At 68.3% G+C, this 21,758-nt stretch carries 18 protein-coding genes; 10 read left to right on the top strand and 8 right to left on the bottom strand.

What is annotated here, in order from left to right; translation table 11 throughout:
* Nucleotides 1-628 precede the first annotated feature (628 nt).
* Complete coding sequence (locus tag ACRXBZ_RS20555; RefSeq protein ID WP_168586074.1) at nucleotides 629-1,069, bottom strand: GtrA family protein; 441 nt, start codon at nucleotides 1,067-1,069, stop codon at nucleotides 629-631.
* Between the two features lie 184 nt (nucleotides 1,070-1,253).
* Between ACRXBZ_RS20555 and dprE1 (ACRXBZ_RS20550) the strand changes: the two genes are divergently transcribed.
* The 5 genes from dprE1 (ACRXBZ_RS20550) (at nucleotide 1,254) to ACRXBZ_RS20530 (ending at nucleotide 7,330) form a co-directional block, all read left to right on the top strand.
* Complete coding sequence (dprE1, locus tag ACRXBZ_RS20550; RefSeq protein ID WP_433880474.1) at nucleotides 1,254-2,618, top strand: decaprenylphosphoryl-beta-D-ribose oxidase; 1,365 nt, start codon at nucleotides 1,254-1,256, stop codon at nucleotides 2,616-2,618.
* A complete protein-coding gene (dprE1, locus tag ACRXBZ_RS20545; protein ID WP_433880473.1) occupies nucleotides 2,618-3,982 on the top strand; it encodes a decaprenylphosphoryl-beta-D-ribose oxidase in 1,365 nt (454 codons plus the stop codon). The genes dprE1 (ACRXBZ_RS20550) and dprE1 (ACRXBZ_RS20545) overlap by 1 nt, the downstream gene beginning before the upstream one ends.
* Nucleotides 3,979-4,740, top strand: a complete 762-nt coding sequence (dprE2, locus tag ACRXBZ_RS20540) for a decaprenylphospho-beta-D-erythro-pentofuranosid-2-ulose 2-reductase (RefSeq protein WP_433880472.1) — start codon at nucleotides 3,979-3,981, stop codon at nucleotides 4,738-4,740. Before dprE1 (ACRXBZ_RS20545) ends, dprE2 begins: the two co-directional genes overlap by 4 nt.
* 565 nt (nucleotides 4,741-5,305) lie before the next feature.
* Entirely contained in the window at nucleotides 5,306-6,670 is a 1,365-nt protein-coding gene (locus tag ACRXBZ_RS20535; protein WP_433880471.1) for a hypothetical protein, read from the top strand.
* Nucleotides 6,671-6,883: 213 nt separating this feature from the next.
* Nucleotides 6,884-7,330 carry a hypothetical protein gene (locus ACRXBZ_RS20530; protein ID WP_433880470.1) on the top strand — a complete coding sequence of 149 codons (447 nt, stop codon included), beginning with the start codon at nucleotides 6,884-6,886 and terminating at the stop codon, nucleotides 7,328-7,330.
* A gap of 490 nt (nucleotides 7,331-7,820) precedes the next feature.
* Here ACRXBZ_RS20530 and ACRXBZ_RS20525 read toward each other — a convergent pair whose 3' ends face one another.
* Complete coding sequence (locus tag ACRXBZ_RS20525; RefSeq protein WP_433880469.1) at nucleotides 7,821-8,612, bottom strand: hypothetical protein; 792 nt, start codon at nucleotides 8,610-8,612, stop codon at nucleotides 7,821-7,823.
* 33 nt (nucleotides 8,613-8,645) lie between these two features.
* Complete coding sequence (locus ACRXBZ_RS20520) at nucleotides 8,646-9,296, bottom strand: hypothetical protein (RefSeq protein ID WP_433880468.1); 651 nt, start codon at nucleotides 9,294-9,296, stop codon at nucleotides 8,646-8,648.
* 183 nt (nucleotides 9,297-9,479) lie between these two features.
* On the opposite strand from ACRXBZ_RS20520, the gene ACRXBZ_RS20515 reads away from it, so the two are divergent.
* The 5 genes from ACRXBZ_RS20515 (at nucleotide 9,480) to ACRXBZ_RS20495 (ending at nucleotide 16,149) form a co-directional block, all read left to right on the top strand.
* Nucleotides 9,480-12,647 (top strand): arabinosyltransferase domain-containing protein, encoded by a 3,168-nt coding sequence (locus ACRXBZ_RS20515; RefSeq protein WP_433880467.1) that lies wholly within the window; start codon nucleotides 9,480-9,482, stop codon nucleotides 12,645-12,647.
* A 301-nt stretch (nucleotides 12,648-12,948) separates the two neighbouring features.
* A complete protein-coding gene (locus tag ACRXBZ_RS20510; protein WP_433880466.1) occupies nucleotides 12,949-13,191 on the top strand; it encodes a hypothetical protein in 243 nt (80 codons plus the stop codon).
* 294 nt (nucleotides 13,192-13,485) lie between these two features.
* A complete protein-coding gene (locus ACRXBZ_RS20505) occupies nucleotides 13,486-14,490 on the top strand; it encodes a glycosyltransferase family 2 protein (protein ID WP_433883926.1) in 1,005 nt (334 codons plus the stop codon).
* The gene (locus ACRXBZ_RS20500) at nucleotides 14,477-14,884 is read left to right on the top strand and encodes a GtrA family protein (protein ID WP_190819615.1); all 408 of its coding nucleotides are present in this window, start codon (nucleotides 14,477-14,479) and stop codon (nucleotides 14,882-14,884) included. Before ACRXBZ_RS20505 ends, ACRXBZ_RS20500 begins: the two co-directional genes overlap by 14 nt.
* The gene (locus tag ACRXBZ_RS20495; RefSeq protein ID WP_433880465.1) at nucleotides 14,881-16,149 is read left to right on the top strand and encodes an NAD(P)/FAD-dependent oxidoreductase; all 1,269 of its coding nucleotides are present in this window, start codon (nucleotides 14,881-14,883) and stop codon (nucleotides 16,147-16,149) included. Before ACRXBZ_RS20500 ends, ACRXBZ_RS20495 begins: the two co-directional genes overlap by 4 nt.
* On the opposite strand, the gene ACRXBZ_RS20490 is transcribed toward ACRXBZ_RS20495, so the two are convergent.
* The 5 genes from ACRXBZ_RS20490 to glf all read right to left on the bottom strand — a co-directional run bounded on the left by ACRXBZ_RS20490 (nucleotide 16,092) and on the right by glf (nucleotide 21,548).
* Nucleotides 16,092-16,445, bottom strand: a complete 354-nt coding sequence (locus tag ACRXBZ_RS20490) for a hypothetical protein (RefSeq protein WP_433880464.1) — start codon at nucleotides 16,443-16,445, stop codon at nucleotides 16,092-16,094. The genes ACRXBZ_RS20495 and ACRXBZ_RS20490 overlap by 58 nt on opposite strands.
* 131 nt (nucleotides 16,446-16,576) lie before the next feature.
* Nucleotides 16,577-17,527: a decaprenyl-phosphate phosphoribosyltransferase gene (locus tag ACRXBZ_RS20485; RefSeq protein ID WP_433883925.1), complete on the bottom strand. Its 951-nt coding sequence runs from the start codon at nucleotides 17,525-17,527 to the stop codon at nucleotides 16,577-16,579.
* A 265-nt stretch (nucleotides 17,528-17,792) separates the two neighbouring features.
* Nucleotides 17,793-18,374 (bottom strand): phosphatase PAP2 family protein, encoded by a 582-nt coding sequence (locus ACRXBZ_RS20480; protein ID WP_433880463.1) that lies wholly within the window; start codon nucleotides 18,372-18,374, stop codon nucleotides 17,793-17,795.
* Between the two features lie 20 nt (nucleotides 18,375-18,394).
* Nucleotides 18,395-20,356, bottom strand: a complete 1,962-nt coding sequence (locus ACRXBZ_RS20475) for a glycosyltransferase (RefSeq protein WP_433880462.1) — start codon at nucleotides 20,354-20,356, stop codon at nucleotides 18,395-18,397.
* 1 nt (nucleotide 20,357) lies between these two features.
* Nucleotides 20,358-21,548 carry a UDP-galactopyranose mutase gene (glf, locus tag ACRXBZ_RS20470; RefSeq protein WP_433880461.1) on the bottom strand — a complete coding sequence of 397 codons (1,191 nt, stop codon included), beginning with the start codon at nucleotides 21,546-21,548 and terminating at the stop codon, nucleotides 20,358-20,360.
* Nucleotides 21,549-21,758 lie beyond the last annotated feature (210 nt).

Here is a 21,758-nt window from a genome sequence, read left to right as displayed (position 1 = left end):
CCGCAGCGCGAGGGGCGCCCGCGACCTGGTCGCGGGCGCCCCTCGTCGTTTTTCGGTCGCCGCTGGGGGTGCTGGGGTACGCCGTGAGCGAAAACGGCCGGTGGGCGGGGGTTCCGGGGTCCGCTGAGGGTGAAATCCGGTGCCGGGACGGCCGGTTCGTGCTGCGCTGGACGGAGAAGTCCTTGCGGCGCAAGGAACCCGTCACCCTGCGATTGGGAGATCCGATGCCCGAAACGCGACCGGGACTCGTGCTGCACCTCGCCGGCGTCAGCCAGCCGCTGCACATCGCGCTGGCCCCGGCCGAGGCCGATGCGCTCCGCGACGTGCTCGCCGACCTGATGGCCAACGGCCAGACGAAGTCGCTCACGACCGCCGACGACGGCCGCTTCGCGGTGAACTTCGCGCACGTGGCCACGGCGCACGTCGAGACGACCCGTTCCGACGCAACGCCTCAGGGCACCGGTTCTCCCCGCAATTTCAATGGAAATCGCGGAACATCGGCGTGTCGGACCCCGACACGCCGACGGCTGTGGATAACTCCCCCAATTTCAATGGAAATCGGACCTCTGATTTCCATTGAAATTGCGGACCACGGGGGGAGCCGGGCGGCGACAGGGAGCCTTGTGGGTCACTCGCGGAAGACGACCCACTTGAGCATCACGAAGTTGATCAGCGTGCCCAGGCCCTGCCCGGCGATCCAGCAGGCGGTGATCATCCACGGGGTGCCTTCGGCGCCCGTGAGCATGACCAGCAGCTGGTTGGTGCCCCAGTTCACGAAGAACGTGACGATGTAGACGAGGGCGAAGGCACCGGCCTTCGCCCTCGTGTTCCCGGTGCTCGCACCGTGGAAGGTGAGCTTCCGGTTGATCACGTACGACGCGGAAGTCCCGAGGACGAAGCTGATCCCCCTGGACAGCCACACCGGCCAACCGAACACACCCAACATCAGCGAGTAGGTGCCGAAGTCGATGATCGCGCAGCCGCCGCCGATGACGATGAAGCGGAACAGCTGGTTCAAGACGCCTAGGCGCTTCGGTTCGGTCTGGGCTGCGGGTTCGGCCACGGCCACTGGTTCACCTCGGGATCCGACGACAGGGCATTCGGCACCTGGGGCACCCGGCTAGACGCCGAAGACGTGGGAGATCGAACTCCGCGAACGTCCCAAGCGAGTGTAGCGATGACGCATCACACACCGCCGGGGACCGGATGTACCCGCCGGTATCTGCCACGTCAACGCGGATAGACTCGGCTGGGTGGGATCGGTAAAGGACGAGCTTCAGACGCTGACCGGCTGGGGGCGCACCGCGCCGACCAGGGCGCACGTCGTCAGCACCTCGGACGTCGAGGCGATCGCCAAAGCGGTCCGAGAGGCCGGTGAACGGGGCGTCATCGCCCGCGGTCTGGGCCGCAGCTACGGCGACCCGTCGCAGAACGCGGGCGGCACCGTCATCGACATGACCGCCCTCGACCGGGTGCACCAGATCGACGTGGACAACGCGACGGTGGTCGTGGACGCTGGCGTGTCGCTGGACACGCTGATGCGCCGGCTGCTGCCCTACGGGCTGTGGATCCCGGTGCTGCCGGGCACCCGGCAGGTCACCGTCGGTGGCGCGATCGGTTCGGACATCCACGGCAAGAACCACCACTCGCAGGGCTCGTTCGGCAGCCACGTGCTGTCGCTGGACCTGCTCACCGCCGACGGCGAGGTCCGCACGCTGACCCCGGACGGCGAGGGCTCCGAGCTGTTCTGGGCCACGGTCGGCGGCATGGGACTCACCGGCATCATCATCAGCGCGACGATCAAGCTCAAGCGCGTCGAGACCGCGTACTTCCTGGTCGACAACGTGCAGACGAAGAACCTCGACGAGCTGATCGAGCACTTCACCGACGGCTCGGACGACAACTACGTCTACTCCGTCGCCTGGTTCGACTCGCTGGCCCGCGGCGACAAGCTGGGCCGCGCGCTGCTCACCCGCGGCAACTCGGCCCGCGTCGAGGACCTGCCGAAGAAGCTGCGCAAGGACCCGCTGAAGTTCAACGCGCCGCAGCTGATGACCGCCCCGCCGATCTTTCCCAACGGCCTGGTCAACAAGTTGACCATCACCGCGTTCAACGAGGTCTGGTATCGCAAGGCGCCGACGAAGTTCGGCATGGTGCAGAACATCACCCAGTTCTTCCACCCGCTCGACCTGGTCGGCGAGTGGAACCGGGTCTACGGCCCCAACGGCTTCCTGCAGTACCAGTTCATGGTGCCGTTCGGGCAGGAGGCGATGTTCCGCCGCTCGATCGACAAGATCAGCGCGTCGGGCCACGTGTCGTTCCTGAACGTGCTCAAGACCTTCGGCGAGGGCAATCAGGCGCCGATGTCGTTCCCCCGCAAGGGCTGGACGCTGACCGTCGACATCCCGATCACCCCGGGCCTGGACCGGCTGTGTCAGGAGCTCGACGAGATGGTGCTGAACGCGGGTGGCCGGCTGTACCTGGCCAAGGAGTCCCGCACCTCGGCCGAGATGATCGAGCAGATGTACCCGCGGATCGACGAGTGGCGCAAGATCCGCGCCGCGGTCGACCCGGAGGGCATCTTCCACTCCGACCTCTCCCGGAGGCTGAGCCTCTGATGACTGCGGCGTCCGAAACCAAGGAACTCTGCGGCTGGGGTCGCACAGCGCCGACGCGGGCGCGCGTGCTGAGCACCGCCGACGTCGAGAAGATCGCCGAGGCGGTGCGCACCGCCGACGAGCGCGGCGTCCTCGCCCGCGGCCTGGGCCGCAGCTACGGCGATGTCGCGCAGAACGCCGGTGGTGTGGTCATCGACATGACCCCGCTGAACCAGATCCACGCCATCGACCCGGACACCGCGATCGTGGACGTGGACGCCGGCGTCAGCCTGGACCAGCTGATGAAGGCCGCGCTGCCCTACGGCTTGTGGGTCCCGGTGCTGCCGGGCACCCGCCAGGTGACCATCGGCGGCGCGATCGCAAACGACATCCACGGCAAGAACCACCACAGCGCAGGCAGTTTCGGCAACCACGTGGTGTCGATGGACCTGATCACCGCGGACGGGCAAGTCCGGACGGTGACGCCGGACGGCCCCGAATCGGAGCTGTTCTGGGCGACCGTCGCGGGCATCGGCCTCACCGGCATCATCGTTCGAGCCAAGATCAGGATGACCCGGACCGAGACCGCGTACTTCGTGGCCGACCTCGAGCGCACCGACAACCTCGACGAGACGCTCGAACTGGTCAGCAACGGCTCCGAGGACGACTACACGTACTCCTCGGGGTGGTTCGACGCCATCTCCACCGGTGCCAAGCTGGGCCGCGCCGCGTTCAGCCGCGGCTCGCTGGCCAAACTGGACGACCTGCCTCCGAAGCTGCGTGCGAACCCGCTTAAGTTCGACGCACCCAAGCTGGCGACGCTGCCCGACGTGTTCCCCAACGGGCTGGCCAACAAGCTGACCTTCAGCGCTCTCGGTGAGGCGTGGTTCCGCAAGTCACCCAAGCGCAAGCTCGGCGTGGTGGAAAACCTGACCGCCTTCTACCACCCGCTGGACATGTTCGGCGAGTGGAACCGGGCCTACGGTTCCAAGGGATTCCTCCAGTACCAGTTCAGCACGCCGCTGAACGCGCACGAGGAGCTGCGCCGGATCCTGCTGAAGATCGCGCACTCCGGGCACTACTCGTTCCTCAATGTCTTCAAGCAGATGGGTGAGGGCAACCGAGCACCGCTATCGTTCCCGCACCCCGGCTGGATGGTTTGCGTCGACTTCCCGATCAAATCGGGCCTTTCCCAACTATGCACCGATCTCGACGAGATGGTGCTCGAGATCGGCGGCCGGCTGTACACCGCGAAGGACTCGCGGGCCACGGCGGAGACGTTCCACCGGATGTACCCGCGCGTGGACGAGTTCCGCAAGATCCGCCAATCCGTAGACCCCGAAGGCATTTTCGCCTCAGACATGAGCCGGAGGCTTGAGCTGTGATCGACGCCGTTGGAAATCCCCAATCCCTGTTGGTGCTCGGTGGCACCTCCGACATCGCGCTGGCGACGGCGAAGCAGTACGCCGAGGCCCGCCCGCTGCGGATCATCCTCGCGGACCGCCCCGAGGAGTCGGAGCGCCTGAACGAGGCCGCCGAGACGCTGCGCAAGACCGGCAGCACGGTGTCGATCCTGACGTTCGACGCCCGCAAGCCCGAGACGCACGCCGAGGTGATCGACAAGGCGTTCGCCGACGGCGACGTCGACGTCACGCTGATCGCCTTCGGCATCCAGGGCGACAACGAGAAGGGCTGGACGGATGTCGAGGCGACCCGCGCGGTGGCCGACATCAACTACGTGGCCCCGGTGTCGCTGGGCGTGCTGCTGGCCGCGAAGCTGCGCAAGCAGGGCCACGGCAACGTCGCGGTGATGTCCTCCCCCGCCGGTGAGCGCGCGCGGCGGTCGAACTTCGTCTACGGCTCCTCGAAGGCTGGCCTGGACGTGTTCTTCACCGGCCTGACCTACGCGCTCGAGGAGCACGGCGTGAAGGTGACTGTCGTGCGGCCGAACTTCACCCACACCAAGCTGACCGCGGGCATGAAGGCCGCGCCGATGGCGAACACCCCGGAAAGCGTCGCCAAGGTGATCGTGGACGGCGTCCGCAAGGGCAGTCCGCTGGTGTACGCCCCCGCGCAGTTCCGTTTCGTGATGTCGATCCTGCGGCTCGTGCCGCGCGCCATCTTCCGCCGCCTGCCGATCTGATCGGTTTCGGAAGGGGCCGTCGGAGCCATCTCCGGCGGCCCCTCTGCTTTCCCGCGTCTCTGCAGGTCAAGGCCCGTGATCAGTTCTGGGTGCTATAGCGCCTGAAAGCACTCACGGGCATACCGCGCTCGGGAGTTGGAGTAATTTCGGCTCCGCAGGCAACGTTTCGTCCCCTTCCGGCGATCATCGTGGTGACGGGGCGATGAAGGCGTTCCGTCTGGAATATGTGACTTCCCGACGCGCTGCGCGCAGAGGAAGCGCGGATGCCTGGCGAAGTGGGGTTCACCGGGTGCCCGTGTCCGTGGGTCCTCCAATCTGCCTGAATCGCCGGAGGACCCACGGAACGTTCACCCGCAGCTGGATGCCCACGCCGGTCCTCGCCGCCGACACGACCCGATCCACCGCTCACCCCGAATCGAGACGGGCGTCCCTGGCTGAATAGCCGACAGCGGCAGAAGGTTCAGACCTGTCGGACAAAAAGAGCGAAGGACTCGAATCGGTAACACCCGGCAACGTTTCCCTTCCCACCGGCGATCACCAGGTGACCTGACCGAAAGGGTTACGAGTGAACGTCAAACGTCTCGTTGCGGCAGTGGCCGCCACGACAGCCGTACTCGGCTTGGCCGCGACCGCACCGGCAATCGCACAGCCCGAGGAACCGACCACCGCAACCACCACGACCGCGCCGGAAACACCGTCCACCAGCGAAAAGGTGCCCTCCGACGCCTCGGAACCGGCCGAAAGGCCCACCGCCGCGGAGGAAACGGCGACATCGGAACCCGCCACCACCCCGGCGGAGCCCACCCCCGGCACCACCGCCGGCACCACCGCCGGCACCACCGCCGCGGAACCGACCACGTCCGCGGCGGAACCGACCACCGCAGCGGTCGCACCCGGTGACGGCGAGATCCAGCGGCGCTACGACTCGCTCACCCCGGCCTTGCGCGCCGAGGTCGGCAACCCGGTTCGCGCCGAGGTGGTCGCGGGCGACACCCTTCGCTGGCAAGATTTCACCAACGCCCGCTTCTACTGGACGCCCGACACAGGGGTGACCATCGTCCAGGGCCAGATCTTCCAGCGGTACCTGGACTTCGGCGCGCACGAAGGCCTCGGCGTGCCGGTCACCGACGAGCTGAGCTCCGTCGGCGGCACCAGCCGCTACAGCGATTTCGTCTTCCGGGACGCGACCGGCGAATACCCCTCCACGATCTACTGGTCCACCCGGACCGGGGCGCACCTGGTCGTGGAGGCCCTGCGCGATCACTACCGCGCGCTCGGCGAGGACCGCTTCGGCTACGTCGCCACGGACAGCTACCCGACACCGGACGAGCGCGCCGCCTACAACCATTTCATCACGCCGCAGGGCCACGGCGCCTCGATCTACTGGAGCGAATTCGGGGTCGCCTCGGTCAAGGGCGCGATCCGGGACAAGTGGGCCGCAACCGGTTGGGAGCGCGGCCCGCTGGGCTACCCGATCAGCGACGAACTGGACGCCGGAGACGGCGTCGGCAGGTACAACGAGTTCTCGGGTGACGGGCGGCTGCTCTCCGGGATCGTGTGGAGCCCGCAGACCGGGGCGCACTCGCTGCAGGGCGTGATCGCGCAGCGCTACGTCGAACTGGGCGGCCCCACCGGCATCCTCGGCTACCCGACCACGGACGAGCTGGGCACGCCGGACGGGCGAGGCCGGTACAACCACTTCACCGGCACCGGCGGGGCGTCGATCTACTGGACACCGCAGACCGGCGCGCACGAGGTGTACGGCGGAATCCGCGCCCGCTGGTCGCAGCTGGGGTGGGAACGCTCCTACCTGGGTTATCCGGTGACCGGCGAGTACGACATCCCGCAGGGTCGGGCGAGCGAATTCGAGCGCGGCTTCGTCGAATGGCACCGCGACACCGGCGCGGTGGTGGACTTCCCGAAGAACTGAGCTCGGCTAATGCACGGGTGCCCGGTGGCGGCCAGTTCACCGGGCACCCGCAAGCTGCGGTAGGACAGGCTTGTGTCCCGGCCCAGGGCGTGTGCAAGGTTGATCTGAGGGTCGTCGCCTTCTGACGGCAAAACGATGCGGGCCGCGGGCCGCGGTCCCACCGGGGAAGGCCGGCATGCCCCCGAACACACGTGGTGGCTGCGATGAACTCCCGTGGCGACGTTCTCGGCCTCCACCGCGGTGGAGGCCAGCTGGCTGCTCCCGGTCAAAGGCGACCGGTCTGGCCTACACCAACAGCTGAAAACCCGGCCCTGGACCCGAGTCCGCCTCGGCGGATACGACCCCGCAAGTTCCATTGAAGTCGAACCTTCGATTTCAATGGAACTTGCGGAACGTCGGCGTGTCGCACCCCGACACGCCGACGCCTGTGGACAACCTCCGCAATTTCAATGGAAATCGTGGGCGGGCGCGGGCGCGGGCACGCCGGGATCCGCAGCCCGCAGCCCCGCAGCCTGGAAGATCCTTGTTCTGGAAGAAAACCTGCGAACCGAACTGCTCGGGGCCCGGCAGGCCATCCATATACGGCGCTGGCGCCGCCCGGACTGCAAAGCCGCCGGTATCGAAACGGTCGACTACCTGACCGCCCTGCCATCCACCTGATCACCCTGCCACCCACCTCCGCTAGCTCGCCGCTAGCCCCGCTGAGCCGGCAGAACTGGTTCAAGGGCATTGGGCACAACAAATCGCCTTCACCTGGTGCGTGACATGGCCTTCGACGAAGACCACCACCACCACCGCACCACCACCGGGCACCCGCAACGCACCCCAAAACCTCGCGGTAGCCAGCATCCGGCCCGCGCTCCGCGCCGGCAACCACAAACCCGTACGACTCCCGGACCTACTACCCGAAACGACTAAAACCTGACAGGTCAACCTTGCACGCGCCCTGTGTCCCGGCCCTCGGCGGGGAGGGCCGCAATTTCCATTGAAATCGAAAGTGCGATTTCAATGGAAATTGCGTAGGACGGAGTCCAGACGACGACCGTAATTCCCGTAGGCGGGCCTTAATTCCCGTAGGGGGGCCGTAATTCCCGTAGGGGGCGCTACCCGATCCCGCCACGCAGGACGAGCCTGGAACAGGCTCTATGGCTCACGGGACTCGACCGGCCGAAACGGGTTCCAGGACCAGGTGGGCGGGTTCCGCCCAGGTCGAGGCGATGTCCCAGAGCGGGTCCGGGCCGGGGCCGGGCTCGCGGCGGAGGACGACCTCGATCGGGCGCGGTTCGGTCGGGGTGAAGTGGCGGTAGTTGAACTCCAGCAACGCGCGGACGAACGGGGTCGCATCGGCCAGGCGCTGCTCGATCTGGGGCGCCAGGTAGCCGCGGTCCGAGAACCCGTCGACGATCGCGCAGTCGCAGTAGTACGCGAGCGCGCCGATTTCGCCTGGGCTGGAAACGGTGTGGTCGCCGACGATCCGTCCGAGTTCGGCGCCGATGCGTGCGTAGTCGGCCGGGGTCGCCCAGTTCGTCGTGATCGCCGCTTCGCGCCACGGCAGCCCCTGCTGCCCGCTGAACCACGCCTGCGCGGCGAACACCGCACACCCCACCACAGCCGCGAAGGGCCACCGGACCGCGCCGAGAACGCCGATGAGCAGCAATGACAGGCCGATCAGGCTCGGAGCGTAGTACCAGTGGTACGGCGGAACCCCGAGGCGCGTGTAGACGTAGTAGTGCGCGACGGCGCCGAGACCGATCAGCGCCCAAGGCCAAAGCAGTGCGGCGCGGCGGAACACCCGCAGCACGCACACGACCGGCAGGCACGCCAGGCCGAGCACCGCCGGGATCAGCGAAACCACCACCGCTGTCGGGAAAGCCTCGTGGTAAAGCTCCAGCCCGTTGCTGAAGTCCCAGTCGCCCCAGGACTTCTGCAACTGCTTGATCACCAGCGTGTCCGGGACCGCCGATCCGAAGTAAAATCAGCTAAAGGTGAACCACGGCAACGCGACCGCGGCGGCCGTCAGCAGCCAGCGCCACCAGCCGCGCCACAGGCTCGGCAGGCCGATCAGCACCACCAGCACGAACACGCCGAGATCCAGCCTCGTCAGGGCCAGCAATCCGGCGGCGAGGCCGAACAGCACCGGTCGACGCCGTACCCCCGCCAGCAGCAGCAGACCGAGAAGGGCCGAGGCCAGCGTCATCTCCAGCCCCACCGTGGACAGCACCAGCGGGTTCGCCGCGACCAGCAGCGCTCCCAGCGACCCGATCCAACCGGGGAATCCGCTGGTCCGCGCCGCGCTGCCGAGGAACGCCGAGAGCGCGACGTTGGCCAGCACGAACACCACTCCCAGCGCCACCACCGGCTCCCGCACCACCTCGATGGCCGCGGCGAGCACCAGGACGTTCAGCGGGGCGGTCGCGGAGTTCGAGACCTCGGCGCCGATCAGCCCCCAATGGCCGTGGAACGCCAGGTTCCGGGCGTAGCTCAGGGTTATGTAGCTGTCGTCGATCAGGGCACCGTGGACGACCCAGAACACCGCGCCGGACACGACGCCTACCACCAGCGGCCAGACCGGCACCCTGACCCGCGCCCGCTCCGGCCGTTCCACCACGATCTCCGCAACATCCACCTGCCACTCCCGTCTGCTCGACACATGCACGCCGAACCGGCCCTGGACGTTGCCTGCGCGCGGGCAACCTGCGCGGGACGCAGATCGTCAATCGGCTGGACGAATTCGGCGCGCCACCACCAGCGGCGAGAGCAGGTTTCGTCAGGATGACCGGCGACGCATTTCCGATCTACGAGGAGCGCGGTGAAGTACTGGAGCAGCTCGGCGCAACTCGATCCGCCGGCCGAACCGCGGCCCGTCGAAGCCGACCGCCCCAAGCGGTCCCGGCTCGGCCAGTGGCTGGTGCACCTGCTGGCGTGCTGCGTCGGCATCGTCGGGCTCGGCTGCGCGCTCGCCCTTCCGCTGGCACCGGTCTGGGTGGACCGCACCGAGGTCAGCTGGACAGGTGCCGAGTCCACGACCGCGTTCTTCGCGCCCTACCGCCCAGCTTCGTTCGACGCGTCCGTGCCGTGCCCGGTGCTGCGCGCCGCCCTCGACCGGCCGGAGCGGACCACCGTCCTGACCACCCTGCCGCCGGGCAGCGCCCGCGAAGGCCTGGTCCTGGCCACCCGCGACGGGAAACCCGAGCTCGTGCTCGGCCAGCACCAGGTGCCGCTGCCGCCCGGCACCTGCGACCTGGCGATCCACGCGGACTCCGGGCGATCCGTGGTGACCCTGGGCGGCCGACCACCGATCGTGCTGCCCGGGGTGGCCGCGCCGGAGATCTTCACCTTCGCCACCGATCTCGAACCCGCGCAGCTGGCCGGGATGTCGGTGACCGCCCGCACCTTCTCCTGGTTCGACACCTCGCCGACCGACAGCAAGACCATCCTGATCACGGCCGCGCTGGTGCTCGCGCTCGTGTCGCTGGTCCTGCTGTTCGTCCACGCCCCACCGGTATTCGGCGCGATCCGCTTGCGTCCGCTGCTCCTGCCGGTCGATGCCGCGGTCGCCGCGGTACTGGCGGGATGGCTGGTCATCGGGCCACTCACGGACGACGACGGCTTCGCAATGATGACCGTGCGCAACTACGACGAGGCTGGCGACATCGGCAACTACTACCGCTGGTTCAACGCCTCCGAAACCCCGTTCACACTGGTCCAGCACCTGATGCGGTGGGTTTCGGCGGACAGCCTCGCGCCCGCCTGGCTGCGCGTGCCCAGCACGATCGCCGGGCTGCTGACCTGGATCGTCGTCAGCCGCGGCATCGTCGCGCCGGTGTGCCGGGGCACCCGGCGCCTGCCGCTGCACCTGCTCGCGGCGGTGTTCTTCCTGGCCTGCTGGCTGCCGTTCGGGTTGGGCATTCGGCCGGAGCCGTTCGTCGCGCTCGGTACGTCCGCGCTGGTCGCGGCCCTGCTGAAGATGTCCCGGACGCGGGCAGCGCACTTCTGGCTCGGCGTCGCCGCGCTGATCGCCGGGCTGACGGTGGCGGTCACGCCGACCGGCGTCAGCGCGCTGATCACCGTGCTCGTGTTCGCGCCGCGCATCGGCCGGGTGCTGGTGGAGCGCGGCGCGCTGCCGCGTTGGATCAGCGTGCCCATGCGCGTCGTGCTGCTCGGCTGCGTGGGATCGGTCGGCGTGGTGGCGATGTTCGCCGACTCGACGCTGGGCGGAGTCCGGCAGGCGACCGCGATCCACGACGAGTTCGGGCCCAGCCTCGGCTGGTACCAGGAGTTCGACCGGTACGCGAACCTGCTCGGCACGGGCATGTGGGGCGCCGCCGGCAAGCGGATGGTGGTGTTCCTCGTCGTGACGGCCGTGCTGATCGCTGCGGCGTGCGCGATGCGGCAGATGCACCGGTGGACCGGGCTGACCGACCTGCCGATGCTGCTCGGCGCCGTAGCCGCTGTCTTGGTGGCGATGTGGTTGACGCCGTCGAAGTGGACGCACCACTTCGGGGCGTTCGCCGGGGTCGGCTCCGCGCTGCTCGCGGTCACGGTCGTGCTGCTGGGGCGGGTCGGCCGGCTCGACCACGCCAAGCGGGAAGCGCGGCTGGTCGGCGTGTTCGGTGGGATCGCCGCGTCGGTGGCCGCGGGCCTGGCGTTCATGGGACCGAACGCCTGGCCGTCGCAGTCGAACCTGGCGATGCCGTGGTCCGACATGCCCGTCCGGCCCGACCTGCCGATGGACAACCCGGCGCTGTGGCTCGCGACGGGTGCGGCGGTCGGCGTGCTCACCTTCGGCTTCGTCCGGGTCCGCACGAAGCTGTCGAAGCAGCCCGGCCCCGGCGGTCTCATGTGGACAGTCATGCCGTCGTCGGTGCTGGGGTTGGCGGCGCTGGCTTCGGTGGCGGTGCTGATCGGATCTTTCATCGCCGCGCCGCAGACGATGGGCGACCGCTTCTCCATCGCCCGGATGAACTGGCAGAGCATCCGGGCCAACAGCTGCGGGTTGGAGAGCGAGATCGAGACGCTGCCGATCGCCGAGCGGCTGATGCCGGTGGCCGGGACCGCCGAACTCGACGGCTTCACCGCGGGTGGCGCGCCGCCGCAGGAGCCCGACCTGCGCGAAGAGCGCTCGGGCGAGCCGTTGCAGGCGAAGAAGCCCGACGACCCGAAGGCACCCGAGGGCGAGGTGGCGTCGACGTCGGCGAGCCAGTTCGCCTGGACCAGCACGACGGGCGGACCGCAGACGACCGGCTCGCTGACCTCGGCCTGGTTCGGCCTGCCCGGCCTCACCGGCGACCAGACGCTGTCGCTGTGGGTCTCGGGTCGGCCCGAGCAGGGCAACTCGCTGGCCCTGGAGTTCGGCACGGCCGGCGGGCGACAGGTGGCGACGCGCGAGCTGCGTGATCCACCGCCGACGGATCTGCCGTTCGACGACCCGACTCACGGCCGGCCGATCGACTGGCGGAACTTCCGCGGTTGGCGGCTGCTCACGGTCGAGCCCGGCGAGATCCCGGCCGGGGCCGAGCGGGTGCGGGTGCGCGCCGAGGACCGCACCAGCGACGACCAGGGGTGGCTGACCGTCAGCGGCCCCGCAGTCCGGGACGTGGTGCCGCTGCGGCAGGCGCTCGAAGAGCGGGAACCGGCGCTGATCGACTGGCCGATGAGCTTCGTCTTCCCCTGCCTCTTCAACTACCCGCAGGTGTCGCACGGCGTCGCGACCAGCCCTCGGATGCTGATCACACCGCCCGCCGGCGAGGGCTCGATGGCGTTCGGGCCCGACATGGGCGGCGTGTTCGCCGGGGTGCCGATGCTGTCCCAGCGGCTCGAGCTCCCCACCCGCCTGCGCCACGCCCCCGGCAACACCTGGGGCCACCTCTACTACGTCCGCTACCCGATCGACCGCGACGCCTACGCGACGACGCGGCACCGCGAACGTATCGGCGGCGCCGACGGCGACCCCGCCTACCCGTTCGAGGCGCACTGACCGCAGGTCAGGTCTCGTGAGCGCGTGGGCTGCGATGGCGACCTGCGATGGCGACCCAAAGCGCTCACGAGCATTTGCCGCGACACCCTCCAAAAGGACGCATTGCTTCGGCGCGCTGACCGGGGTCCGAGCCGTTACTCTGACGGCCGGCGGGTGTGGTGCTGATCTCTTTCCGTGCACGCCGACCGGGGGCGTGCACCGCGCTGGCCGCGTCCGTCCTAGCTGGACGCTCCCGACCGGGTCCGCCCCGCGGTGGCTACTCCTCCGCCCTCCGCCGCGACCAGCGCAGGGAGCAGTGGGGGTGACAGTGGCGATCTCGCTCTTCTGCTTCATCGTCGCGCCGATCCGGCAGTCCGGCGACTACTCCGTCGGAGTCCAGAACCTCGCCGCCGTCGAGGACGGCAGCTGCGGCATCGCCGACCACGCGGGGCGGGGGCCTGATCGTGGTGGATCACCCGATTCCGGGCAACCACTTCGGCGTGCAGAGCGTTCATGTTCCACGGTGGGTGGGGATGGCGAGGGGATTGACTTCTCTCCTCCCTGAAGGAAGGAGATTCAGTCCTCGCGGACTGAGTTTCCTGCTTCAACGACCGCAGCGTCCCCACCGTGGCGGTTCGGTCTCACACGATCTCACTCAGGCGTTCGGACCGGGGTGGTCCGGGTTCCCGCTCGACCAGCGGTACCCACGTACGTGCTCGGGTGTTCCCACTTGCGTGGGAGTGGTAGGTCTCACCTACCGAAATCAAGACTATCAGCGGTCGCTACGCGACCGACACGCGAGATCTGCTCCTCCCCACCCTGAAGGACGGGGCATCCGCAGATTGGAGATCAGGTGACCATGGCCGACACGATGCGCCAGCAGGTCCGGATTCCGGTGCCGCATCAGCGGCAGGCCACCCGCGAAGGCACGCTGATCTCCTACGTGCTGCCGGTCTACAACGAGGTGGCGGGCATCCGCCGGTTCCACGAGGAGCTCGTCGAGTCCACGGCCACTCGCCCCGAATTCGACTACGAGTTCATCTACGTCAACGACGGCTCCGCGGACGGATCGCTGGACGTCCTGCAGGACCTGGCCAAGAACGACCCGCGCGTGCGGGTGGTGGACTTCGCCCGCAACTTCGGCCACCAGATCGCCATCACCGCCGGGCTGGACCACGCGCAGGGCGACGCGGTGATCGTGATGGACACCGACCTGCAGGACCCACCGCGGGTCAGCCTGGAGCTGATCGACACTTGGCTGTCCGGTGCGGAGATCGTGTCCGCCCGGCGGCGCACCCGCCGCGACACCCCGTTCAAGCGCGCCACCGCGCACACCTACTACCGGGTGCTGCGGCGCTGCGCCGAGGTGGACATCCCGGTGGACACCGGCGACTTCCGGCTGCTCGACCGGCGCGCCGCCGAGGAGCTGCGGGGCTTCCGGGAACGCAGCCGGTTCATCCGGGGCATGGTCGCCTCGATGGGGTTCGAGCAGCGCGAGGTGCTCTTCGACCGCGACGAGCGGATGGCCGGCGAGACCAAGTACCCGATGCGGAAGATGATGCGACTGGCCGCCGACGGGGTCACCGGCTTCTCCACCGTGCCGCTGAAGCTGATCACGCGGATCGGGTTCATCACGCTGGGCCTGGCGATGCTCGGCATCATCTACTCGGTGACGCTGCGGCTGTTCTTCCCCTCGATCACGGTCTCCGGGTGGACCATGCTGATGGTCGCGATGCTGTTCCTGGGCGGGCTGCAGATGCTGTCGCTGGGGGTCATCGGCAGCTACGTCGGCCGGATCTACCACGAGGTGCAGCAGCGCCCCCTCTACATAGTGCGGAACGTGATCTCGCATGACGAAGACTGAACCGATCGGCGGCAGCGACCGGCTGATCAGCCGGTCGCTGCTGCGCTACGCGTTGATCGGCGCCAGCGGCGTGCTGCTGGATTACCTGCTGTTCCTGCTGCTGTTCAACGCGGTCGGGCTGCACGAGCAGCTCGCGAACGCGATCAGCACGACGGCCGGGATCACCAACAACTTCGTGCTCAACACGCTGTTCAACTTCCGCAAGCGAGACCGGATCCTGGTGCGGTTCCTGCGGTTCTACGCCGTCGGCGTGGCCGGGATCGCGTGGGCGTTCGTGCTGCTGCAGGTGTTCTCCGGCTGGCTGGGCATCGACCCGAACCTGGTCAAGGCCGGTTCGCTGCCGGTGGTGCTGATCTTCCAGTACTCGATCAACAAGAAGTGGAGCTTCGGATGAGAGTAGGCGTCGTCGGGGCGGGCGCGACCGGTTTGACTGCGGCGTTCGACACGGTGAAGGCCGGGCACGACGTGACGGTGCTGGAGGCGTCCGCGGAACTGGGCGGGCTGGCGGCGTCGATCGAGGTCGGCGGGACGCCGCTGGAGCGCTTCTACCACCACAGCTTCCGCACCGACCGGGCGATGATCGAGCTGGTCGAGGAGCTCGGCCTCGGGCACCTGCTGCGGTTCCACAAGCCCAGCACCGGCGTGTACATCGACGGGGAGCTGCACGACTTCGGCACGCCGCAGGAGATGCTGCGGTTCCCGAAGTTCTCGCTGCTGGACCGGTTCCGCTTCGGGGCGTCGTCGGCGGTGCTTAAGTTCGTCCGAAATGGACAGCAGTTCAACTCGGTGCGGGCGCTGGACTGGATGCGCCGTTGGGCCGGACCGCGCGTCACCGAGACGATCTGGGAGCCGCTGCTGACCGGCAAGTTCGGCGCCCACGCCGAGCAGATCTCGATGGCCTGGTTGTGGGCGCGGATCCACTACCGGACCTTCGAACTCGGTTACGTGCACGGCGGTTTCGAGCAGGTGTACCGGGCGCTGCTGGACGCGGTGACCGAACGCGGCGGGAAGGTGGAGTTCGGCAAGCCGGTCGAGTCGATCCGCCAGCCCGGCGCGACGGTGCTGGTGGGCGCCGGGGACGGCAGCAGCTACGAGTTTGACAGGCTGATCGTGACCGTGCCGCAACCGGTGTTCGCGAAGGCCGCCGGGATCGCATCGGACCACGTGCTGTGGCAGAACCAGTACCTCGGCGCGACCTGCTTCGTCCTGGAGTGCGACCGCAGCGTGATCCCGCACTACTGGCTGAACATCAACGACCCGGCGTTCCCGTTCCTGGCGGTCGTCGAGCACACCAACATGGTCGACCGCAGCGAGTACGGCGGGCGGCACATCGTCTACGTCGGCAACTACGTGCCGCGCGAAGACTGGCGGTTCACCACCGATCCGGCCGAACTGCTGGAGCGCTACATCCCCTGGCTGCGCAAGCTGAACCTGGACTTCGACCGGTCCTGGATCCTCGACTGGCACTTCTCCAAGGCGGGCTTCGCCCAACCGATCGTGACGCCGCAATACCGGTCCCGAATCCCCGGCCACCACACGGCGATGCCCGGCGTGACCCTGGCGACGATGTCCCAGATCTACCCGCAGGACAGGGGCCAGTCCTACGCAATAGCCATGGCCCACGAAGTGACCAACCGCCTCAGCCTCGACCGGGGTTGATGGGTGACGGCGGCGGATCCCGCGCCGGTGATGATGCTCGCGGCGTCGGAGACGAGGAATGCGATGGTCTCGGCGACTTCCCCGGGCGTCCGATGCGGCCGATCGGGTGCGCCCTGGGGTACCTGATCGTCTAGCTGCCGCGTCAGCTTCTTCAGCGCCCACTGGTGATCGGACGCCGACCGAGGACTGACGTGGAGGGTCCCTTCGACGAGTTCAACGCGGTGGATGTTGTCCTCGGGAAGCTCGGCCCAGTCTTTCAGGGACAGCAGGTGGTCCGGCCACGCCACAGCGCTCACCGCGTCCTCCTCCTCCGGCGAGCTGCCGGTACCCGACCAACTGTGCCCTACGCCCCCAACAGTGACGCTGTGCAGCGTAAATGCAACGGCGCCCCCGGCCTGGTTCGGTCGGGGGCGCCGTTGGTTCGGACTTACAGGTAGAACGCCAGGAACAGGCAGCCGGCGAGGATCACGCCGAGGACCATCAGGACCTTGTCCTTCAGGACCACTTCCTCCGGCTCGCCCGCCACGCCCTTGTCGATGTCCACCGCGTACCGCAGGATCGCCACCACCATCGGGATGATCGAGATCAGGCCCCAGCGGGACGACTCGAACTCCCGGATGTCGTACGCCCACAGCGCGTAGCACATGATCGTGATGGCCGCCGCGATCGCCCACACGAACCGCAGGTAGGACGGCGAGTACGCCTTCAGCGACTTGCGGATCTTCGCGCCGGTCTCCATCGCCAGCTTGACCTCCGCGTAGCGCTTGCCCGCCACCATGAACAGCGAGCCGAACGCCACGATCAGGTAGAACCACTGCGTGATGACCAGGTTCGCGGCGGCACCACCGGCGATGGCGCGCAGCAGGAAGCCGGACGCCACGATGCACAGGTCGATCACCGGCTGGTGCTTCAGGCCGAAGCAGTAGCCCAACTGCACCAGGATGTAGACCGCCATCACGATCAGCAGCGGCGTGCTGGTCAGGGCCGAGATCACCAGCGAACCGCCCAGCAGCAGCACGCACACCGCGTACGCGATCGGCACCGGGATCAGGCCGGCGGCGATCGGGCGGTTCCGCTTCGTCGGGTGCTGGCGGTCGGCCTCGACGTCGATCGCGTCGTTGACGAAGTAGATGCCGGACGCGGCCATCGAGAACACGAGGAACGCGATCACCGCGTGTCCCAGGATGCCCGGGTTCAGGATCTCGCCCGCCGCGAACGGAACGGCCAGGACCAGGACGTTCTTCACCCACTGCTTGGGGCGCAGCTCCTTGACCAGGCCGGAGACCAGGCCCGCCGTGGTGCCCGCCTTGGCGGTCACCTTCGCGTGGTAGGCGTCCGAGGACTTGTCCTTGATGTCGTCGGACTTGGCCGACGGCACCTCAAGCGCCTCGTCGCCGAACTCTGCGCCGATGGTGCCTTCCGCGTCCGCCTCGACCTCGACCCGCTTCTCCTGCGCTGTTTCGCCGGACTTCGCCTCGCCGCCGGGCTCGTCGGACTTCGCCTCGTCGCCGGGCTCGCCGGGCTCGTCGGACTCGTCGGTGCCGGTCAGCACCGCGTCGCCGACCTGGGCACCGTTGCTGCCTTCCGCGTCGGCCTCGGCCGGGGCGTCGGGCTTCCCGGTGTCGACCTCGGTTTCGTTCTTGTCAGCCACGGTTCCTCCGCCGTCTCATGAATCGCCGCACGCCCCACGCCACGGCACCGCCGAGCGCCGAACCGGCGACCACATCGCTCGGATAATGAACCCCCAGGACAAGCCGGCTGACCATCATCGGCGGCACCAGCGCCGGAGTCAGCTTCTTGCCCGTCAACCCGCCGTAGAGCACCGCGGCGGCCGTCGTGGACGTCGCGTGCGAGGACGGGAAGCTCAGCCTGCTCGGCGTGCCCACCAGCACCTGGACCTCGGGGTCGGCGGGGCGGCGGCGGCGCACCACGCGCTTGACCGCGATCGACGCCGCGTGCGCGGCGGCGACCCCGACGGCGGCGGTCAGCCACTCGCCGCGGCGCTTGCGGTCCACCAGCGCGCCGACCGCGCCGATGGCCAGCCAGCCGCCGGCGTGCTCGCCGAACAGCGACATCGCCTGGGCGGTCTTGACCACCGCCGGCTTCGCCAGCGCGCCCTGCACCTTGCGCAGCGCGACGGTCTCGGGGGTGACCGCTGCCGGTGCCTCGTCGGTGGGTGCGGCGGCCGGTTCTTCGGGGGCGGTCGCCGTCGTCAGCTCTGCCACATCGTCTCCGGGTGTCGGGGTCACTTCTGGTCGAAGACCTGTTTCCAGGACTCCGCACTGGTCAGCTCGGGCAACGCGTCGCGGTAGGCGGACCGCAGCCGCCCCCATTCCCGCGCCAGCCGCTTGTAGTTCGCCAGCGCGCGCATCCCGAGTCGACGGAACTCCTCCGGGTCACGGCGCCGAAACGCCACCCCGCTGCCGTCGGCGTTCGACACGGTCGCGCTGTCCAGGTTGCCCAGCAGGAACCACCGTGCGCTGGCGGCGGGCACGTTCAGCTGGGGCCGGTCGGTGGCCGACTTCGTCGGCTCCTTGAGGTTGTGCAGCAACGCCTTCGATGCGCGGGCCGCGATCACCGCCGGGTTCACCGGCGGCTTGAGCAGGCCCTCGGCCATGATCGGGTCCGCCGACGGCGGCGGGAACTCGCGGGCCGACGGCAGCGTCTTGGCATCGTCGTAGTCCTTGCGCAGCTCGCGGACCTCCGGGAGCGCCGAGCGGAGGCTGTCGAACAACCCCTCCGGGCCCGCCATGAAGTCCTCGATCGCCTTCTGCTGCACCGCGACCGTCGAGTACTCCATCGACAGCAGGTGCCGGAGCGTGAGCTTGAGGCCCTGTTTGACGATGTTGGTCTTGACTTCCTCCGGGCTGTGCAGCGCGGCCAGGATCAGCCGGTTGCGCGTGTGGAAGTACGAAGTCCAGTCCGTGGCGTCGTTCTTGTCGGTCCACGGCATGTGCCAGATCGCCGCGCCCGGCAGCGTCACCGTCGGGAACCCGTGCCCGCCCGCGCGCAGCGAGTACTCCGAGTCGTCGTGCTTGATGAACAGCGGCAGCGGCAACCCGGTGCGTTCGATGACCTCGCGCGGGAACAGGCACATCCACCAGCCGTTGTAGGTGGAGTGGATGCGCTGGTGCAGCTTGCTGGTCTTGCGCAGCGGCTTCTTGGCGAAATCGTGGTCGGTGACCGCGCCCGGCGCGGCCCGCCAGATGCCATTGGCGAGGTCGACGACCTCACCCATGGTGTGCAGCCGCGAGCGGGCCTGCAGGTTCAGCATCTGGCCGCCGACGATCACCGGGTTCGAGGCGGCGCGCGCGAACGCGTTCGCCCGCAGCACGCCGTCCGGCTCCAGCGCGATGTCGTCGTCGATGACCATGACCTGCGCGGCGTCCGAGTTGTGGACGCCCTCGTACATGACCCGGGTGAAGCCGCCGGAGCCGCCGAGGTTGTCCTGCTCGATCACGTGCAGCTTGTCGCCGATCCGCCGGGCGGCCTCGTCGAAGCCCTGGGTGTCGCGGATCTTCTGCGGGCCCTGGTCTGCCACCACGACCCGCTCGACGACGTCCATCACCTGCGGGTCCTCGCCCAGTGTCTGCAGCGCGAGCACGCAGTCGGCGGGCCGGATCGTGGTGGTGCCGATCAGCACCTTCTGCTTGGGCAGCGGGACGTCGGTGGTCCACGCCGCCTCATCGATCTCCAGCGGGACGTCGTTGGTGAACAGGTCGAACCAGATCCACCCGCCGTCCTCGAACGGCGTCAGCGACACCCGGAACTCCAGCGACTTCCAGTCGTCGCTGGCCACCGGGGTGCCCTTCAGGTGGACGCTGTCGCCGTTGGCCTTCGAGCGGTAGACGTCGAGCCGACCGGCCCCCTTCACCTTCAGCCGCAGCACGACCTCGTCGACCTTTGTCCAACGCTTCCAGTAGCTGGCCGGGAAGGCGTTGAAGTAGGACGCCAGGGAGATCTTGCGGTGCGAGGGCACCAGCAGGCGACGCCGCGACACGACCGTCGCGGAGCTGTCCAGCGCCGCGGGCTCGTCGATGTACAGCGGACGCACGTCCAGCGGGTCCTCGCTGCGCGGGAACACGACGCGCTGCAGCACCTGCTCGGGCGCCACGTCGGCGGTTCCGGAGCGCACCGATGTCACGTCGCTGAGCTTGCTCTCGCCCGCGGCGGCAGCACGGTCCTCTCGGGGGGTCCGGTCGGTCACGTCAGTCCTCCAGCGAGCCGTCCAGCGAACGACCCTCGGTGAAGTAAGGGGCGATCTTGTTGTCGAACATGCTCAGCGCCGAACCGATGGCCATGTGCATGTCCAGGTACTTGTAGGTCCCGAGCCGTCCGCCGAAGACGACCTTGCGCTCCTTGGCCTCTTTCTTGGCCAGCTCGCGGTAGGCCTCCAGCTTCTGCCGGTCCGCCGGGGTGTTGATCGGGTAGTACGGTTCGTCGCCGCTTTCCGCGGCCCGCGAGTACTCGCGGACGATGACCGTCTTGTCCTTCGGGTAGTAGTCGCGCTCCGGGTGGAAGTGCCGGAACTCGTGGATCCGGGTGTACGCGACGTCCTCGTCGGCGTAGTTCATCACCGACGTGCCCTGGAAGTCTTCGGTCTGCACGACCTCGGTCTCGAAGTCCAGGGTGCGCCAGCCCAGCTCGCCCTCGACGAAGTCGAAGTAGCGGTCCAGCGGGCCGGTGTAGACGACCGGGACGTCGGCGGGCAGTTCGGCGCGCACGTCGAAGAAGTCGGTGCTCAGCCGGACCTCGATGTTCGGGTGATCGGCCATCTTCTGCAGCCAGGCCGTGTAGCCGTCGACCGGCAGGCCCTCGAAGCTGTCGTTGAAGTACCGGTTGTTGAAGTTGTAGCGGACCGGCAGGCGGCTGATGACGGCCGCGGGCAGTTCCTTCGGGTCGGTCTGCCACTGCTTGGCCGTGTACCCGCGCATGAACGCCTCGTACAGCGGGCGGCCGATCAGCGAGATGGCCTTCTCCTCCAGGTTCTGCGCGTCCGCGGTGTTGATCTCGGACGCCTGCTCGGCGACCAGCGCCTTCGCCTCGTCCGGGGTGAACGAGCGGCCGAAGAACTGGCACAACAAGCCCAAGTTCATCGGGAGCGAGTAAATCTGCCCCTGGTACTTGGTGAACACGCGGTGCCGATAGTCCGTGAACTCGGTGAACTGGTTCACGTAGTCCCAGACCCGTTTGTTCGAGGTGTGGAAGAGGTGGGCGCCGTAGCGGTGCACCTCGATACCCGTCTCGGGCTCCGCCTCCGAGTAGGCGTTGCCCCCGATGTGGTCACGTCGGTCCAGCACCAGCACCCGCTTGTCCAGCTGGGTGGCGGCGCGCTCTGCGATCGTGAGGCCGAAGAATCCGGAACCAACAACGATCAGGTCATAGCCTGCGAAGCTCACAGCCGTCGAGGGTAGCGGGGGCAAACCACCGGCCCGAAACCGCGTTGACGTTCGCCGCTACGCATAGCTACGTGGCGTGTCGATATCGCCTCGCTCAGCGGCCTCCCCACCCTTGATCAGGACTTTCTTCATACAATCGATGATTCCGCGAGTACCGTCCGCAGCTATTCGCGGCTGTTATTACCCGTCAGGCGACGCGACCGGCGAGTC

Origin of the sequence: Saccharopolyspora hattusasensis (assembly GCF_050972075.1) — a bacterium.
Lineage (GTDB): Bacteria > Actinomycetota > Actinomycetes > Mycobacteriales > Pseudonocardiaceae > Saccharopolyspora > Saccharopolyspora hattusasensis.
This window is presented reverse-complemented; position numbering and strand designations above follow the sequence as displayed.

What these genes read in the sequence shown, in the direction of transcription:
- ACRXBZ_RS20505 (WP_433883926.1), top strand. Translation starts at nt 13,486, where the DNA reads ATGGCCGACACGATGCGCCAGCAGGTCCGGATTCCGGTGCCGCATCAG.
- dprE1 (WP_433880473.1), top strand. Translation starts at nt 2,618, where the DNA reads ATGACTGCGGCGTCCGAAACCAAGGAACTCTGCGGCTGGGGTCGCACA.
- ACRXBZ_RS20500 (WP_190819615.1), top strand. Translation starts at nt 14,477, where the DNA reads ATGACGAAGACTGAACCGATCGGCGGCAGCGACCGGCTGATCAGCCGG.
- ACRXBZ_RS20495 (WP_433880465.1), top strand. Translation starts at nt 14,881, where the DNA reads ATGAGAGTAGGCGTCGTCGGGGCGGGCGCGACCGGTTTGACTGCGGCG.